Source organism: Bacteroides sp. M10 (assembly GCF_014334015.1).
In the GTDB taxonomy this organism is placed as follows: Bacteria; Bacteroidota; Bacteroidia; order Bacteroidales; family Bacteroidaceae; genus Bacteroides; species Bacteroides intestinigallinarum.
Genome location: NZ_CP060488.1, coordinates 758475 through 775135 on the forward strand (window position 1 = coordinate 758475; position 16661 = coordinate 775135).

The window sequence follows — 16661 nt, forward strand, 5'->3', positions numbered from 1 at the left end:
TCTGTTTTATTAGATTTCATCCACTGATTTCGGGTCGATCTTAATACCCGCACTCATTGTACTAGAAAGATAAATACTCTTAATATATGTACCCTTTGCTGCGGTCGGTTTCAGTTTGTTCAGAGTAGAGATGAACTCTTTCGCATTGTCGCGAATCTGATCAGGACTGAATGAAACCTTACCGATAGAAGTATGAACGATACCGCTCTTATCAACTTTAAAGTCAATCTTACCTTGTTTTACTTCTTTTACAGCCTTAGCAACATCCATAGTTACAGTACCACTCTTAGGGTTCGGCATCAATCCACGAGGACCGAGTACACGACCGAGTGCACCAATTTTACCCATGATAGATGGCATAGTGATGATTACATCAATATCAGTCCATCCACCTTTGATCTTTTCAATATATTCGTCAAGACCAACATAGTCAGCACCAGCTTCTTTTGCAGCAGCTTCAGCATCCGGTGTACAAAGTACCAACACACGCACTTCTTTACCAGTACCATGAGGAAGTGAAACAACACCTCTCACCATCTGGTTAGCTTTACGCGGGTCAACCCCTAAACGTACATCAATATCCAGTGAAGCATCGAACTTGGAAAAAGTGATTTCTTTTACCAAAGATGCAGCTTCTTTCAGTGAGTATGCTTTCCCTGCTTCAATCTTTTCTGCAGCTAACTTTTGATTTTTTGTCAGTTTACCCATTACAATTGAAGTTTATTAATTATTAACCGGGAACTCCCCTTTTACAGCGATACCCATACTTCTAGCTGTACCTGCAACCATTCTCATGGCAGCTTCCACAGTAAAACAGTTTAAGTCAACCATTTTGTCCTGAGCAATCGTACGAACCTGTTCCCAAGTAATCTCGGCAACTTTCTTACGGTTAGGCTCAGCAGAACCACTCTTTACCTTAGCTACTTCAAGTAATTGAATAGCAACGGGAGGAGTCTTGATTACAAAATCGAAAGACTTATCTGCGTAGTAAGTAATGATAACAGGTAAAATCTTACCTGCTTTGTCTTGGGTTCTGGCATTGAATTGCTTGCAAAATTCCATGATATTGATACCCTTAGAACCCAAAGCAGGTCCAACGGGAGGTGATGGATTTGCAGCGCCTCCTTTAATCTGTAACTTGATTAGTCCAGCAACTTCTTTAGCCATTTTTTTATTGATTTATATATAAACATTAAACGAAGAACAACAACAGCGTAACAATTCCGTGTTATTCCTTTTCCACTTGCATAAAGCCCAATTCAAGCGGCGTTTTGCGCCCGAATATCTTTACCATGACCTTTAGTTTCTTTTTTTCACTATTCACTTCTTCAATGATACCACTGAATCCGCTGAAAGGTCCAAAAGTAACTTTTACAGTTTCACCCACCACGTACGGAATATTGAGTTCTTCACCCGTTTCCTGCAGTTCGTCCACTGTACCAAGTATACGATTCACTTCTGATTGTCTGAGAGGCACCGGTTTTTCGGAGCCACCTAAAAAGCCTATCACATTTGGAGTGTTGCGCAGGTGATGAGCGACCTCACCGACCAAAGCAGCCTCCACCAAAACGTAACCAGGAAGATAACTTCTTTCTTTCACAACTTTTTTGCCATTGCGAACCTGGTAAACTTTTTCAGTAGGAATCAATACCTGAGATACATATTCACCAAGGTCGCTGTTCTTAAGATCAGCTTCAAGATATTCCTTTACCTTAGCTTCTTTTCCACTAATAGCACGCAGAACGTACCATTTCTTTTCAATCTCAGCCATTTTCAATTCCTATTTTTTTAATGTGGATAAACGATTTTTTCCATGAAGTTCTGGAAACAGACATCCATACCCCATACTACCAATGCAATAAGCAGGGAAGCATATAAAACAACTACTGCACTGTTAGCAAGTTCAGAATACGTAGGCCACGATACTTTATGTACAAGTTCGTCGTAAGATTCTTTAATATAAGCTATTACCTTTTTCATTTCAATAATATTAGCACGGGAGGAGAGGCTCGAACTCCCGACACCCGGTTTTGGAGACCGGTGCTCTACCAACTGAGCTACTCCCGTGTGTACATAATCAGTTCCCGATAAAAAACCGGGAACTGATTAATTATTGTGTATTAGTCGATAATTTCAGTAATCTGACCAGCACCTACCGTACGTCCACCTTCGCGGATAGCGAAACGAAGACCCGGGTTCAATGCTACTGGGTAGATCAACTCAACTGTAATAGTTACGTTATCACCCGGCATTACCATTTCTGTTCCTTCCGGCAAAGTGATTTCACCTGTACAGTCCATAGTACGCAAGTAGAACTGAGGACGGTATTTGTTGTGGAACGGAGTGTGACGACCACCTTCTTCTTTCTTCAAGATATAAACCTCAGCTTTGAATTTAGAGTGCGGTTTAATCTGACCCGGTTTACAAAGAACCATACCACGTTTGATTTCGTTCTTGTCAATACCACGCAGCAAAAGACCTACGTTGTCACCAGCTTCACCTTGATCCAACAGTTTACGGAACATTTCAACACCAGTTACAACTGATTTCTTATCTTCACCCAAACCTAGGATTTCGATTTCATCACCAACATGGATGATACCTGTTTCAATACGACCTGTTGCTACAGTACCACGACCTGTGATAGAGAACACGTCTTCAACCGGCATCAAGAAAGGTTTATCAACATCACGCGGAGGCAGTGGAATCCAGTTATCAACTGCATCCATCAGTTCCATAACTTTGTCTTCCCATTTTTCAACACCGTTCAATGCGCCAAGAGCAGAACCACGGATGATAGGAGTATTGTCACCGTCGAAATCATAGAATGAAAGAAGTTCTCTCATTTCCATTTCAACAAGTTCCAACATTTCTTCGTCGTCTACCATATCGCATTTGTTCAAGAATACAACCAGACGAGGTACGTTTACCTGACGAGCCAACAGAATGTGTTCGCGAGTTTGAGGCATCGGACCATCAGTTGCAGCACAAACGATGATAGCACCGTCCATCTGAGCAGCACCAGTTACCATGTTCTTTACGTAGTCGGCGTGACCCGGGCAGTCTACGTGTGCATAGTGACGGTTAGCTGTTTGATATTCAACGTGAGAAGTATTGATAGTAATACCTCTTTCTTTTTCTTCAGGAGCGTTGTCGATAGAATCGAAAGAACGCAATTCTGAAAGACCTTTTTTTGCCAACACTGTAGTGATAGCAGCTGTCAACGTTGTCTTACCGTGGTCTACGTGACCGATTGTACCAATGTTTACATGCGGCTTGGTACGTTCAAATTTCTCTTTAGCCATAGCTTTACTTGTTATTTATTTGATTAATAATCAGCATTTACATCCTTATGAGCTGTTACCGGGACTTGAACCCGGGACCTCTTCCTTACCAAGGAAGTGCTCTACCACTGAGCTATAACAGCAAGAAAAGAGAGCGGAAGACGGGGCTCAAACCCGCGACCCTCAGCTTGGAAGGCTAATGCTCTATCAACTGAGCTACTTCCGCATTCTTGCCAAAGTTGTCACTCTGATTGTGGGCAAAGATGGATTCGAACCACCGAAGGCGTAAGCCAGCAGATTTACAGTCTGCCCCATTTGGCCACTCTGGTATTTGCCCTTTTCAAAATCAAGAAATAAAAGAACTATTTTCAAACAATATAATAAAGACAGATGTTCTATCTTTGTTCTTCGGTTTCTTTTTGAGCCTCTTGTCGGATTCGAACCAACGACCCCGAGATTACAAATCACGTGCTCTGGCCAACTGAGCTAAAGAGGCAAACTTACTAAAAAATGCAACCGTCACGTTCTAACGCGAGCGAAACGGCTGCAAATTTAGTTATTTATTTCTTTCCCGCAAAATATTTGGGATTTTTTTATTTGCTACGTTGCTTTTCCTTGTATTTAACCAGCTGTTTTCCGAGCGCTTCCACATCTAAATCAATTGCCTCTTCAAATGTATCGCATACTTTGCTTGCATAAAACTCTCCATTGGGGATTAATATTTTAATGCCTGCTTCTTTATTTTCAGCAACTTCTGGTTTTACTACCTTTAATGACACCTCTACTTTCTTTATATCTTCGTAATATTTTTCCAACTTGGACACTTTCTTCTGAATAAATGCCTGCAATTGCTCTGACGCATCAAAGTGAATTGATTGAATTCTAATATCCATACTTACCTCCTTTTTTTAAGCTCTTGGATGAGCTTGTTTATACACTTTTTTAAGTTCTTCAAATGTGGCATGCGTATAGATCTCGGTAGTCGTAATGCTCTCGTGACCCAAAAGTTCTTTTACCGCACCCAATTCTGCTTCATTATTCAGCATTGTGGTAGCAAAAGTATGCCTCAACACGTGAGGACTCCTTTTCTTCAGCGTTGCCACCTTTGACAGGTTCCGTTTCACTAAATTATAGACCAGATTCTTATAAAGCCGTTCGCCATTCTCTCTAATAAAGAAAGCCTCCGACCTTTCCGGAATCGTTTCGTTTCTTACATTAATATACTCAAGCATCAACTCCCGCAGTTCATCACCAAACGGTATCAGTCGTTGCTTATTTCTTTTCCCGGTCACTTTCAGAAGAGAAGCCGAAAAATCCACATCCTTATCATCCAAACCTATTAATTCTGAAAGTCTCATGCCAGTAGCATAAAACACTTCAATCACCAACCGGTCCCGACAACCTTTAAATCCTTCGCCAAAATCCGTATCATCCAATAACCGATTCATTTCGTTCTCTTTTAAGAACACAGGCAACGGCTTTTTGTTTTTAGGTCCTTTTATTTTACGCAAAGGATCTATAGTCGTTTCTCCCTGTCTTATGAGATACTTGTAAAACGTTCGGAGCGAACTTAGCTTACGATTTACAGAAGTTGAGGTATACCCTTTATCCATCAATGAAACAATCCATTCACGAATCAGTTCCGCCTCGACCTCTAACGGATTAAACTTTCCATACTCTTCCTGAGCAAACTCCTGCAGTTGCTTTATATCTTCACCGTACGCAAGAACGGTTTTTTCAGAATAGTTCCGCTCATACTGGAGATAATCAAGAAAAGATTCTATCAACATAATATCGCTACATCTAAAATCGTGCAACGAATGTATGAAAAGAATTCAATAATTCAAAGGAAATTACGAATTATTAATCTTCTACTTGCTGAAGTTGTTGTACGTAAACTGCGCGTTCTTTCTTAAGTCTTTTAGTTACAGACGGTTTGTCAAACTGCTGTCTGCTTCTCAATTCTTTTACGATGCCAGTTTTCTCAAATTTTCTTTTGAACTTCTTCAGCGCTTTTTCAATGTTTTCGCCTTCTTTTACAGGTACTACAATCATTTTGTTACTATTAATATGTTATGATTAAAAAAATTCCGCAGTCAAATTGCGCCGCAAAATTACACATACTTTCTTTATTCACAAAACTTTCGGCAAATATTTCTCAAAAACTATTCATAAACAAGTCATTAAATGCAGAAAGTTAGTACCTTTGAAACACTTACATGTCTATAATAATATAATAAGGTATGAAACAGAACATAAAAGATCGAGTACACGCTTTGCGCATGACCTTCCATCCCAATTACATCAAAGCATTCATTATCCCCAGCACCGACCCTCATCTTAGTGAGTATGTGGCTCCCCACTGGATGTCACGTGAATGGATTTCCGGTTTCACAGGTTCCGCAGGAACAGCGGTCATCCTGATGGACAAAGCGGGATTATGGACCGACTCACGTTACTTCCTTCAGGCAGAGAAAGAGCTGGAAGGCAGCGGCATCACACTCTACAAAGAGATGCTGCCGGAAACTCCAAGCATAACAGAATTTCTCTGCCAGCACTTAAAACCCGGAGAATCTGTAAGCATCGACGGGAAAATGTTCTCCGTGCAACAGGTAGAACAAATGAAAGAAGAACTAGCGGCACATCAGTTACAGGTAGATATATTTGGAGATCCATTAAAAAACATCTGGAAAGACCGTCCCTCCATACCTGACTCTCCAGCCTTTATTTATGATATCAAATATGCAGGAAAAAGCTGCGAAAAAAAAATATCCGCCATCCGTGCGGAGTTGAAGAAAAAAGGCGTCTATGCTTTATTCATATCTGCACTAGACGAAATAGCATGGACTCTCAATCTACGAGGAAACGATGTACATTGCAATCCAGTCATAGTGAGCTACCTGTTAATTACACAGGATGAGGTAACTTACTTCATTTCTCCGGAAAAAGTGACGCCGGAGGTCGAGACTTATCTGAAGAAACAACAAATAGGAATACAGAAATATGATGAGGTAGAGACATTCTTGAATTCTTTCTCCGGAGAAAATATTCTTATTGATCCACGGAAAACGAATTATGCGATTTACTCGGCCATTAATCCGAAATGTTCCATTATTCGTGGCGAGTCTCCCGTCACATTATTGAAAGCCATTCGTAATGAACAGGAAATAGCCGGCATCCATGCTGCCATGCAACGGGATGGAGTGGCACTTGTCAGATTTCTCAAGTGGCTGAAAGAATCTGTATCCACCGGAAAAGAAACTGAATTAAGTATAGATAAAAAGCTGCATGAATTCAGAGCAGCACAGCCTCTCTACATGGGAGAAAGTTTCGACACCATTGCAGGATATAAAGAGCACGGAGCAATCGTGCATTATTCGGCAACACCGGAAAGCGATGTAACTCTTCAGCCTAAAGGATTCCTACTCTTAGATTCAGGGGCACAATATTTGGACGGAACCACTGACATCACTCGTACCATCGCATTAGGCGAACTGACAGAAGAGGAAAAGACGGATTATACCTTAATATTAAAGGGACACATAGCATTGGCTATGGCCAAATTCCCAGCCGGAACCCGTGGCGCGCAACTCGATGTACTGGCGCGTATGCCTATCTGGAATCACAGAATGAACTTTCTTCATGGCACAGGGCACGGCGTCGGGCATTTCTTGAGTGTACACGAAGGCCCACAAAGCATTCGTATGAATGAGAACCCTGTAATTCTTCAGCCCGGCATGGTTACATCCAACGAACCCGGTGTTTATAAGGCAGGCAGTCACGGGATACGTACGGAAAATCTGACGTTAGTCTGCAAAGATGGAGAGGGAATGTTTGGAGAATATCTTAAATTTGAGACTATCACTTTATGTCCTATCTGTAAAAAGGGGATCATCAAGGAGATGTTGACAAAGGAGGAAATCGAATGGCTGAATAATTACCATCAGACTGTTTACGAAAAGCTATCTCCAGATCTTAACGAAGAAGAAAAAACTTGGTTACAGGAAGCAACTACTTCTATTTAAGAAATAAGATGTCTGACACCCGGGTGTCAGCACACCCAACACCCGGATGTCAAGCTTACCAAGACCCGGGTGTCAGGACGACCGACACCCGGGTGTCGGACAACATAACATAGTATCAACTAAAAAACATTATTAAATCAAACAAATCTCATGGCTTTAATAAAATCAGTACGCGGATTCACTCCCGAAATCGGAGAAAACTGTTTTCTCGCAGATAACGCAACTATTATAGGAGATGTAAAAATAGGAAATGATTGTAGCATCTGGTTTAGTACCGTATTAAGAGGGGATGTCAACTCTATACGAATCGGCAATGGCGTTAACATCCAAGACGGAAGTGTCTTGCATACATTATACCAGAAATCGACTATTGAAATAGGCGACCATGTATCTGTAGGACACAATGTCACAATCCATGGGGCAACCATCAAAGACTATGCTCTAGTTGGAATGGGATCAACCATTCTGGACCATGCCGTAGTGGGAGAAGGCGCAATTGTTGCTGCCGGTTCGTTGGTATTAAGCAATACCATTATTGAACCCGGAAGCATCTGGGGAGGAGTACCTGCCAAGTTTATCAAAAACGTAGACCCCGAGCAAGCCAAAGAGCTTAATCAGAAGATCGCTCACAATTATCTGATGTATTCTCAATGGTATAAGTAGAAGATAAACATCAGATAACTAAACAGTTATAAGATGAGAGATACATTTCAAAACAAGTATCTCTCATTTTTTTATCCACCTAATAACATTCATATAATTATTTCTCATTCTATTTTTAGCTGTCTCCCATCATTCTCCCGCTATATTATTCAACTCCAATCAATCCATTCTGTTGAGTTATTCGTAAATTTTCCGTATTCAAGTTATTTAACCTATTGGATATAGATAAATTACGAATTATTCGTAGATTTATAAATCTATCAAAGTAACACATATAATATAGAAACATATAACTCTACATCACTTATGAGAATCAAACTACTACTTATCATCTTCTTTCTTACGGCACTGCCCACCATCTATGCCCAAAACTCCGGAAAAGAATATTTAAAGAAGGTACTTACCAAACTGGAAAAGGTTGAATCCGCCACATATAACATCACTAATGAAAGCTGGCAGCATGGCGATTCAACAGCATTGTCCATCCTGCATGGATTCGTTAAAGAATACAATAATCCCATGGACTCGACCATAGGTGCAAGTTATGTTTCACTGGATGCCAATGATACAACAAAGATGGATTTTTATTATGACGGCAACATAAGAGCATTGACCTATCATGATAACAAGAAATTAGTAATTGATGATTTTACATTCAGGCCACTTCCTTTCAGACCTGTGAGCCCTCCATTCTTCAACCACGCAAAGAACATCATTCAATATGCACTTACTACCAAAGATCATACTACACTAGAACTAAAAGACGAAGGCAATAATTACTATTTCAAATTAGTAATTGATGAAAATCAGCAGGTTGAATTCTTTGGGAAAGCTTATCACCTGCCTCTTCCTCCATTCGACATTGGCAATACGACTTCCATATACGAACTATGGATTGATAAATCGAACGATCTACCTTATAAGAAACGAAGAGAAATGTCCCATGACATTAGCGTTTCAACGTGTTCGGATCTTCAGATTAATAATTTAGCAATCAACGACTTCAATACAGCTCATTATTTCCCGGAAGATTATGAAATAGTAAAATACAGCGACCTCCATAAGAAAGACGGAGATCCATCAGCCTCCGAACTTATCGGTAAAAAAGCTCCTACTTGGATATTAGAAAACATAGAAGCACAACCCGTATCATTAGCCGACTACAAAAGCAAAGTCGTACTCATCAACTTTACTGGTATCGGTTGTGGTGCTTGTCAGGCAGCTATTCCTTTTTTAAAACAGTTAAAAGATTCATTCAATAGTGAAGAGTTTGATCTCATTGCCATAGAATCCTGGAGTCGAAAAACATCTGCTATCCGGAACTATGCAAACCGAAAAGAATTGAATTATACCATTCTAAATGCAACCAATGAAATTATCAAAGAATATCAGACAGGTGGTGCTGCTCCTTACTTTTTCATTATGGACCAAGAACGAATCATACGAAAAGTAATCAGAGGCTATAGTAAAGAAAATACTGATAAAGAAATAATAAATGCAATAAAAGAACTACTATGAGAAGACTATTTATCCTTTTTTGCCTGTCTTTGTTATTCAACATGACACAAGCTCAATTACCGGTTCCCGAATATCAGAAGGGACAAGCTATTCTAAGCGGCAGGATAGCAAATTACAATCCGAATGATAATCTGACATTCAAAATCGGAGCTCCCAATATCGTGATGGGAACAGCCGAAACTCTTTATCCGACTGTTGAAACAAACGGAAGTTTCAAGATCAATATCCCCCTCTACCACGATACACAAATACGAATGATAATAGGGAATGCAGATTTAGTCATTCTATTAAGTCCCGGAAAAGAAACAAATGTATCAATCAATCTAAGTAATCCTCAAGGAAAACAATTCGTTTTTAGCGGCCAGTATGCTACCATTAACAATGAATGGTGTCAGCCGGAACTGATAACAAAGATACCTCCTGTTTATAGCAATGGCGACCTATTAGATTCCATTGCAGGTATCAGTGCCAATGAATTCAAGAAACGCTGCATCAACCAATACAAACGATATGTAATGCACAATAACGCACAGCTACAATTCTGCGAAGATACTCGCACACTAGCCAATCTCTCATGCGCATTTGATTGTCTGGAAAATCTACAGGCAACCCACTATTGCCTGCAAACAGCTTATCAGAAGAAGAAAAACATTACACGGGAACAAGCTTTTGCCGCTTTCCTCGATGTGCATTTGCCTGATGATTTCTACAATTACCTGAAGGATTTTCCTGTTAATCACCCTTTAGCACTCTATTGTTATAATTACCGTAATGCGGTTATGGATTTATATGATACACATAAAGATCCACTCGCTTACGAAAAAAATCTATTGAAAAATGCACCACTCACAAAAGAGGAACAGACACTTATCCATCAATATGAAACGGCCTTCAAAACAGGCATCCCCTTTCAGCAAGGAAACGAACTAATGGCACTTAATGTGAAATACGCCAAAGAAGCTGACCAATTCAGATGGGAATCATTCTCCAAAGCAAAAGAACGTCTTAGCAACATCATGCAAGACAGCACTAGTTTAATAGTTGACTACGTACGGGCACTCTATATGCGTTCCAGCTTATACAACCTAAAACCTCTGACCACCTCGCAGGAAATCATGGCTTCGGAAATAACAAATCCTATTTTCTTAGGTATCATTCAAGACATGAACCAACAGATGCAACCCCGACAAAAAACGACAACTAAGAAATTCGCTGTTTGCAAAGCACCACAGGTCCCGGAAAAGGAACTGCTGACCGCTCTCATTGCCCGCCACAAAGGGAAGGTGCAATTTATCGACTTTTGGGCTACCTGGTGTGGTGGATGCCGACAAATCATCAAAGAATATGAGCCACTAAAGAAAGAAATAGGTGAAGACAAAGTTGCTTTCATTTACCTCACAGGTCCCAGTTCTATAAAAAGCACTTGGGATATACTAATACAAGATATTTCCGGAGAACATTACTGGCTGAATAAAGAACAGTGGGGTTATCTTTGGAGTCATTTTCAGATGACGGGATTACCGATGTACCTGATAATAGATAAAAAAGGAAATATTACAAAACAATTCACTCACGTAACAGCCAAAGAGTTGAAAAAGCTGCTAGAGTTAGAAGTCAACAAATAAAGTGCCTGCCTACCAATATAGAAAAACAATGAGGAGTGTACCTAAACTACCTTATAAATGAAGAATCACCTTTAGCACAGATAGTTGTGGTAAAGGTGATTCTTCATTTATTATAAGTTTTTTGCACTGCCCTCTTATATCAAGGCTTACGTTAATCGATACAATATATTTAGAAATTAATCATGTGCATAATCTTCTCCGTCGCACCGGCATTGCTAGTCACATAATAACCGGCATTCGTTCCAGTTTCGCGCAAAAAGACCTCATCTGTCAGGAAACGATCCAGCAAAGTTTTCAGCTCATCGTAATCTTTGATAGAATAGGCTCCTTTTGCTTCCAGCAATTGAACAGCCTCCATGAATTTCTGATACTTCGGTCCGAAAATCACCGGAATACCATATACAGCCGCTTCCAAGGTGTTGTGGATTCCTACCCCGAAACCACCGCCGATATAAGCTATTTCACCATAGCGGTAAATAGAGGATAACAGACCGAAGCAGTCTATTATAAGGCAATCCGCTTTCAATACATTTCTTTCGTCAGCACGGGTATAGCGCACATACGGACGCTTCAGTTTACCGATGATCTCAACCAGGTGATTCTCATCGATCACATGCGGAGCAATAATCAATTTCATTTCCGGATGATTATTGAAATATTCGAGGAATAAATCCTCATCAGGCCCCCATGAACTTCCTGCAACGAAAGTAAAAGAATTGTTTCCTTTAAACTTCTCCACCAACGGGAGCTCTTTAGCCTCTTCGCGGATTTGCAGTACACGGTCAAAACGGGTATCCCCCACTACTGTCACACGACTGATGCCGATTTTCGACAAATAACGTTTGGATGCCTCATTCTGAACAAACAGATGATCGAAATCTTTCAAGACATTGCGATAAGTACCACCGTACCATTTAAAGAATATTTGTTCGCGACGGAAAATAGACGACACACTATATACCGGAATACGGCGCTTGTGCAGCTCATCCAGATAATTCTTCCAAAACTCATATTTGATAAAGAACGCCATGCAAGGATTTGCAATATCCAGGAACTTCTTCACATTCCTCGGCTTATCAAACGGCAGATAGCAGACAATATCCGCCCCCCGGTAATGCTTGCGCACTTCATAACCGGAAGGAGAGAAAAATGTCAGCAATATCTTATAGTTAGGATATTTCTCACGAATCATTTCTATCAGAGGGCGTCCTTGTTCAAACTCCCCCAGTGAAGCAGCATGAAACCAAATATACTGCTCTCCTTTTTCCACTTGCTGGCGTAAGAGTTCATACACCACCCAATGCCCCTTCATCATCTTCCGGGGCTTGCGGCTAAACGGAGCAGCCAAATGGACGATAAAGTCATAAATGACTATTGCCAGGTTGTAAAGCATAGTACTGTGTCGATTACTTCAAAACCTCTACCGCCCGTTTCATACGAGCTATCGTCTCCTCTTTGCCCAATACCCAGGAAATATCGAACATGTGCGGGCCTTTTCCTTCACCCACCAACGTCAGACGGAAAGCATTCATGATATTACCGGTATGGTAACCTTTCTCTGCAATCCAGTCCATAACAACTTTTTCCTGTCCTTCAATGCTAAAATCTTCAATACCGGCAATCACTTCTGCCAATTCGGTCATACATTTTGCAGAATCTTCTTTCCAGCGTTTCTTTACCGTCTTTTCATCATATTCGGTAGGAGCCACAAAGAAGAAGCTACATACATCCCACAGTTCTTTAATGAAACTTACCCGGTCTTTCATCATGCCAACCACAGTCACCACCTTTTCGAAAGGAGCCTCTACGCCTTGTTCTTTCAAGAAAGGCAAGAACAGTTCCGCAATTTCTTCGTTAGGTTTCTGCTGTATATATTGATGATTGAACCATATTCCTTTTTTATAGTCGAACTTAGCTCCCGACTTGCTGCAACGGTGAAGATCAAACAATTTAATCAATTCATCCATCGACATCACTTCCAGATCATTACCCGGATTCCATCCCAATAAAGCCAGGAAATTAATCACAGCTTCGGGTAAATAACCGGATTCGCGATAACCTGAAGAGATTTCTCCGGATTTCGGATCGTGCCATTCCAATGGGAATACAGGGAATCCGAGACGGTCACCGTCACGCTTGCTTAATTTTCCATTACCTTCCGGTTTCAATAACAAGGGCAGGTGAGCAAATTCCGGCATCGTATCTTCCCAACCGAAAGCACGGTACAACAACACATGCAAAGGAGCGGAAGGCAACCATTCTTCACCACGAATCACGTGGGAAACTTCCATCAAATGGTCATCCACGATATTTGCCAAATGGTAAGTAGGCAGTTCGTCAGCCGATTTATAAAGTACTTTGTCATCCAGAATAGATGAGTTGATTACTACTTCGCCACGAATCAGGTCGTTTACATGTATATCTTCATTCGGTTCGATTTTGAAACGAACCACATATTGTTTGCCTTCAGCAATCAGTGCATCCACCTCTTCTTTCGGCATAGTTAATGAATTGCGCATCATACCACGGGTAGATGCATCATATTGGAAGTTAGCAATTTCAGCACGCTTAGCGTCCAGTTCCTCCGGAGTATCAAAAGCGATGTAAGCTTTTCCATTTTCCAGCAAAATCTGCACATATTTCTTGTAGATTTCGCGGCGCTCCGACTGACGGTACGGACCGTGTTCACCACCAAAGCTCACTCCCTCGTCAAAGTGGATACCCAACCACTTAAAAGATTCAAGTATATACTCTTCCGCTCCCGGAACGAACCGGTTAGAGTCAGTGTCTTCAATACGAAATATCAAGTCTCCGCCGTGTTGACGTGCAAATAGATAATTATACAAAGCTGTACGCACACCACCGATGTGCAATGCTCCCGTAGGACTTGGAGCAAAACGAACTCTTACTTTTCTTTCTGCCATAATTTGGGTTAGTATAGGTAAATCGTGGCAAAATTAAACCTTTTTTTCCACACTATTGTTTTTTTTTGTACTTTTCGCAAAAATTTCAGTGGATATGGAACATTTGAAGAAGAAAAAAAGATTTTCATGGAGAGATTTACTATATAAATCACTGCTATTTGTGGGCACTGTGGCGCTGATTGTCTATTTCCTGCCACGTGACGGAAAATTCAATTACCAGTTCGACATCAACAAGCCCTGGAAATACGGACAGTTGATCGCGACTTTCGACTTTCCTATTTATAAAGAGGATGCAGTAGTAAAAAGGGAACAAGATAGCCTGATGGCTTTCTTCCAACCTTATTATCAACTGGATAAAAACATAGAGAAAGACGCAATCGCCAAGCTGAAAGAAAATTACCACACGAATCTGAAAGGCATTCTCCCTTCCATCGATTATTTGCGGTATGTCGAACGCACTTTAAAAGAAATCTATCAGGCAGGTATCGTTTCGACAGAGAATATACAGCAGCTTCACAAGGACAGCACTTCATCTGTCATGGTGATTGATGACAAACTGGCTAATCCACAGGCTACCGAGAATCTTTACACGGTACAAAAAGCCTATGAGCACTTGCTGACAGCAGACTCCACTCATTTCAACCGGGAAATTTTAAGGCAATGTTCACTGAACGAATACATCACCCCCAACCTTACCTTTGACGAGGAACGTACCCAGACTGCCAAAGAAGAAATCCTGAACAACTATTCCTGGGCAAACGGATTAGTAGTCAGCGGGCAAAAGATTATTGACCGGGGGGAAATCATCAGTCCGCATACCTATAATATCCTGGAGTCATTACGCAAAGAATCCATCAAACGAAATGAGTCCATGGGACAGAACCGTCTGATTCTCGGCGGACAGATTCTGTTTGTAGGAATGCTGATGCTTTGTTTTATGCTTTATCTCGACCTGTTCCGAAAAGACTACTATCAACGGAAAGGCAGTCTGTCATTGCTATTCACGTTGATTGTATTTTACAGTGTCATAACCGCTTTCATGGTAACACATAATCTATTTAATGTGTATATCATCCCGTACGCGATGCTACCTATTATCATCCGCGTCTTTCTTGATTCGAGGACTGCTTTCCTGACGCATGTCATTACTATATTAATATGTTCCATATCCTTACGCTTTCCGCATGAATTCATTCTGACACAGTTGGCAGCAGGATTGGTGGCGATATTCAGTTTAAGAGAATTATCGCAAAGGTCCCAACTTTTCCGGACGGCTTTACTAGTTATACTGACTTATGCAGCCATTTATTTCGCCTTCGAATTGATGACAGAGAACGGCCTTTCCACCGACTTCTCGAAGTTGAACATACGAATGTACACTTACTTCATCATCAATGGAATTCTGTTATTATTCACCTATCCTTTACTCTTTTTATTGGAAAAGACTTTCGGATTTACTTCCAATGTAACGTTGGTAGAACTTTCGAATATCAATAATGACCTTTTGCGGCAAATGTCCGAGACGGTTCCGGGAACATTCCAACATTCCATGCAAGTGGCCAATCTTGCTGCGGAAGCAGCCATCCGTATTGGAGCTAAAAGCCAGTTAGTACGTACAGGAGCTTTGTATCATGATATTGGTAAGATGGAAAACCCTGCTTTCTTCACAGAAAATCAGTCAGGAGGAGTTAACCCGCATAAGAACCTGAATTACGAACAAAGTGCGCAGGTCGTCATCAGTCATGTGACGGATGGATTGAAGTTAGCCGATAAACACAATCTGCCTAAAGCTGTCAAAGACTTTATCAGCACGCATCACGGACGGGGAAAAACAAAATATTTCTATATTTCCTGGAAGAACGAGCATCCGGACGAAGAACCGAATGAAGAACTGTTCACCTATCCCGGCCCGAATCCGTTCACCAAAGAACAGGCTATCCTGATGATGGCGGATGCCGTGGAAGCCGCCTCACGCAGTCTTCCGGAATATACAGAAGAAACAATCAGCAACCTGGTCGATAAGATTATCGATTCCCAGGTCACTGAAGGTTACTTTAAAGAATGTCCTATCACTTTCAAGGATATAGCAACAGTGAAAGCTGTGTTCAAAGAAAAACTAAAGATTGCTTATCACACCCGGATCAGTTATCCTGAGTTAAAGAAGTAAGCAAACCTGCACAAGCATCTTCAAGAACATCAAGTACATATTCAAAACCCTCGGCCCCTCCATAATAGGGGTCGGGGACATGATCTGCAGGAATACGGGTGCAATACTCCGTCATGCGATGAATCTTCTTCCATTCTTCGGGAGAAGGAGCTTTGTCTTTCAAATCATCTATGTTCCGGTCGTCCATACCGATTATCAAATCAAAATTATAAAAATCTTCTGTACGGACGGGGCGAGAACGATGCACCAATTGATAACCGCGACGGGCCGCATGAGCACGCATCCGGCTATCCGGCAATTCCCCCTGATGATAAGACAGGATTCCGGCAGAATCTATCACAAATTCTTTTTCCAGTCCCGCTTCTTCTATTAAATGAAGCATTACGCCTTCAGCCGTAGAGCTACGGCAGATATTTCCTAAACAGACAAATAATATTTTCTTCATATATACATGA

General features: G+C 41.0%; 16 protein-coding genes and 5 tRNA genes. 5 read left to right on the plus strand and 16 right to left on the minus strand.

The genetic code is table 11. The annotated features are described in order from the left end of the window. Nucleotides 1-9: 9 nt before the first annotated feature. The 13 genes from rplA to rpsU all read right to left on the minus strand — a co-directional run bounded on the left by rplA (nucleotide 10) and on the right by rpsU (nucleotide 5339). Nucleotides 10-708, minus strand: coding sequence for a 50S ribosomal protein L1 (rplA, locus tag H8796_RS03075; protein ID WP_004296360.1), 699 nt, complete (start codon nucleotides 706-708; stop codon nucleotides 10-12). Between the two features lie 15 nt (nucleotides 709-723). Continuing rightward, nucleotides 724-1167 (minus strand): 50S ribosomal protein L11, encoded by a 444-nt coding sequence (rplK, locus tag H8796_RS03080; RefSeq protein WP_005791514.1) that lies wholly within the window; start codon nucleotides 1165-1167, stop codon nucleotides 724-726. A 61-nt stretch (nucleotides 1168-1228) separates the two neighbouring features. Continuing rightward, entirely contained in the window at nucleotides 1229-1771 is a 543-nt protein-coding gene (gene nusG, locus H8796_RS03085) for a transcription termination/antitermination protein NusG (protein ID WP_117936368.1), read from the minus strand. A gap of 17 nt (nucleotides 1772-1788) precedes the next feature. Next, nucleotides 1789-1980 (minus strand): preprotein translocase subunit SecE, encoded by a 192-nt coding sequence (gene secE / locus H8796_RS03090; protein WP_004296363.1) that lies wholly within the window; start codon nucleotides 1978-1980, stop codon nucleotides 1789-1791. A 14-nt stretch (nucleotides 1981-1994) separates the two neighbouring features. Next, nucleotides 1995-2067, minus strand: a tRNA-Trp gene (locus H8796_RS03095). A 53-nt stretch (nucleotides 2068-2120) separates the two neighbouring features. Continuing rightward, nucleotides 2121-3305 carry an elongation factor Tu gene (tuf, locus tag H8796_RS03100; protein WP_117936366.1) on the minus strand — a complete coding sequence of 395 codons (1185 nt, stop codon included), beginning with the start codon at nucleotides 3303-3305 and terminating at the stop codon, nucleotides 2121-2123. Between the two features lie 50 nt (nucleotides 3306-3355). After that, a tRNA-Thr gene (locus tag H8796_RS03105) sits at nucleotides 3356-3427 on the minus strand. A gap of 10 nt (nucleotides 3428-3437) precedes the next feature. Then, nucleotides 3438-3510: transfer RNA gene (locus H8796_RS03110), tRNA-Gly, on the minus strand. Nucleotides 3511-3538: 28 nt separating this feature from the next. After that, nucleotides 3539-3621, minus strand: a tRNA-Tyr gene (locus H8796_RS03115). A gap of 85 nt (nucleotides 3622-3706) precedes the next feature. Beyond that, a tRNA-Thr gene (locus tag H8796_RS03120) sits at nucleotides 3707-3780 on the minus strand. A 97-nt stretch (nucleotides 3781-3877) separates the two neighbouring features. Then, on the minus strand, nucleotides 3878-4177 hold the full coding sequence (gene hpf, locus H8796_RS03125; protein WP_117936364.1) for a ribosome hibernation-promoting factor, HPF/YfiA family: 300 nt from the start codon (nucleotides 4175-4177) through the stop codon (nucleotides 3878-3880). A 15-nt stretch (nucleotides 4178-4192) separates the two neighbouring features. Continuing rightward, nucleotides 4193-5074, minus strand: coding sequence for a tyrosine recombinase XerC (gene xerC, locus H8796_RS03130; RefSeq protein WP_117936362.1), 882 nt, complete (start codon nucleotides 5072-5074; stop codon nucleotides 4193-4195). 73 nt (nucleotides 5075-5147) lie between these two features. Continuing rightward, complete coding sequence (rpsU, locus tag H8796_RS03135) at nucleotides 5148-5339, minus strand: 30S ribosomal protein S21 (RefSeq protein ID WP_002558090.1); 192 nt, start codon at nucleotides 5337-5339, stop codon at nucleotides 5148-5150. A gap of 188 nt (nucleotides 5340-5527) precedes the next feature. On the opposite strand from rpsU, the gene H8796_RS03140 reads away from it, so the two are divergent. The 4 genes from H8796_RS03140 to H8796_RS03155 all read left to right on the plus strand — a co-directional run bounded on the left by H8796_RS03140 (nucleotide 5528) and on the right by H8796_RS03155 (nucleotide 11115). Continuing rightward, entirely contained in the window at nucleotides 5528-7309 is a 1782-nt protein-coding gene (locus H8796_RS03140) for an aminopeptidase P family protein (protein ID WP_117936360.1), read from the plus strand. A gap of 150 nt (nucleotides 7310-7459) precedes the next feature. Further along, complete coding sequence (locus tag H8796_RS03145; protein WP_008997822.1) at nucleotides 7460-7972, plus strand: gamma carbonic anhydrase family protein; 513 nt, start codon at nucleotides 7460-7462, stop codon at nucleotides 7970-7972. A 306-nt stretch (nucleotides 7973-8278) separates the two neighbouring features. Beyond that, nucleotides 8279-9490 (plus strand): peroxiredoxin, encoded by a 1212-nt coding sequence (locus H8796_RS03150; protein WP_117936358.1) that lies wholly within the window; start codon nucleotides 8279-8281, stop codon nucleotides 9488-9490. Then, complete coding sequence (locus H8796_RS03155) at nucleotides 9487-11115, plus strand: TlpA disulfide reductase family protein (protein ID WP_117936356.1); 1629 nt, start codon at nucleotides 9487-9489, stop codon at nucleotides 11113-11115. The genes H8796_RS03150 and H8796_RS03155 overlap by 4 nt, the downstream gene beginning before the upstream one ends. A gap of 169 nt (nucleotides 11116-11284) precedes the next feature. Here H8796_RS03155 and H8796_RS03160 read toward each other — a convergent pair whose 3' ends face one another. Further along, nucleotides 11285-12508, minus strand: a complete 1224-nt coding sequence (locus tag H8796_RS03160) for a 3-deoxy-D-manno-octulosonic acid transferase (RefSeq protein ID WP_117936354.1) — start codon at nucleotides 12506-12508, stop codon at nucleotides 11285-11287. Nucleotides 12509-12521: 13 nt separating this feature from the next. Then, a complete protein-coding gene (gene gltX / locus H8796_RS03165) occupies nucleotides 12522-14039 on the minus strand; it encodes a glutamate--tRNA ligase (RefSeq protein WP_117936353.1) in 1518 nt (505 codons plus the stop codon). Between the two features lie 94 nt (nucleotides 14040-14133). Here gltX and H8796_RS03170 point away from each other — a divergent pair, with 94 nt between their 5' ends. Further along, complete coding sequence (locus H8796_RS03170) at nucleotides 14134-16206, plus strand: HD family phosphohydrolase (RefSeq protein WP_117936351.1); 2073 nt, start codon at nucleotides 14134-14136, stop codon at nucleotides 16204-16206. Here the strand turns inward: H8796_RS03170 and H8796_RS03175 are convergent. Continuing rightward, the gene (locus H8796_RS03175) at nucleotides 16181-16651 is read right to left on the minus strand and encodes a low molecular weight protein-tyrosine-phosphatase (RefSeq protein ID WP_004296375.1); all 471 of its coding nucleotides are present in this window, start codon (nucleotides 16649-16651) and stop codon (nucleotides 16181-16183) included. The genes H8796_RS03170 and H8796_RS03175 overlap by 26 nt on opposite strands. Nucleotides 16652-16661 lie beyond the last annotated feature (10 nt).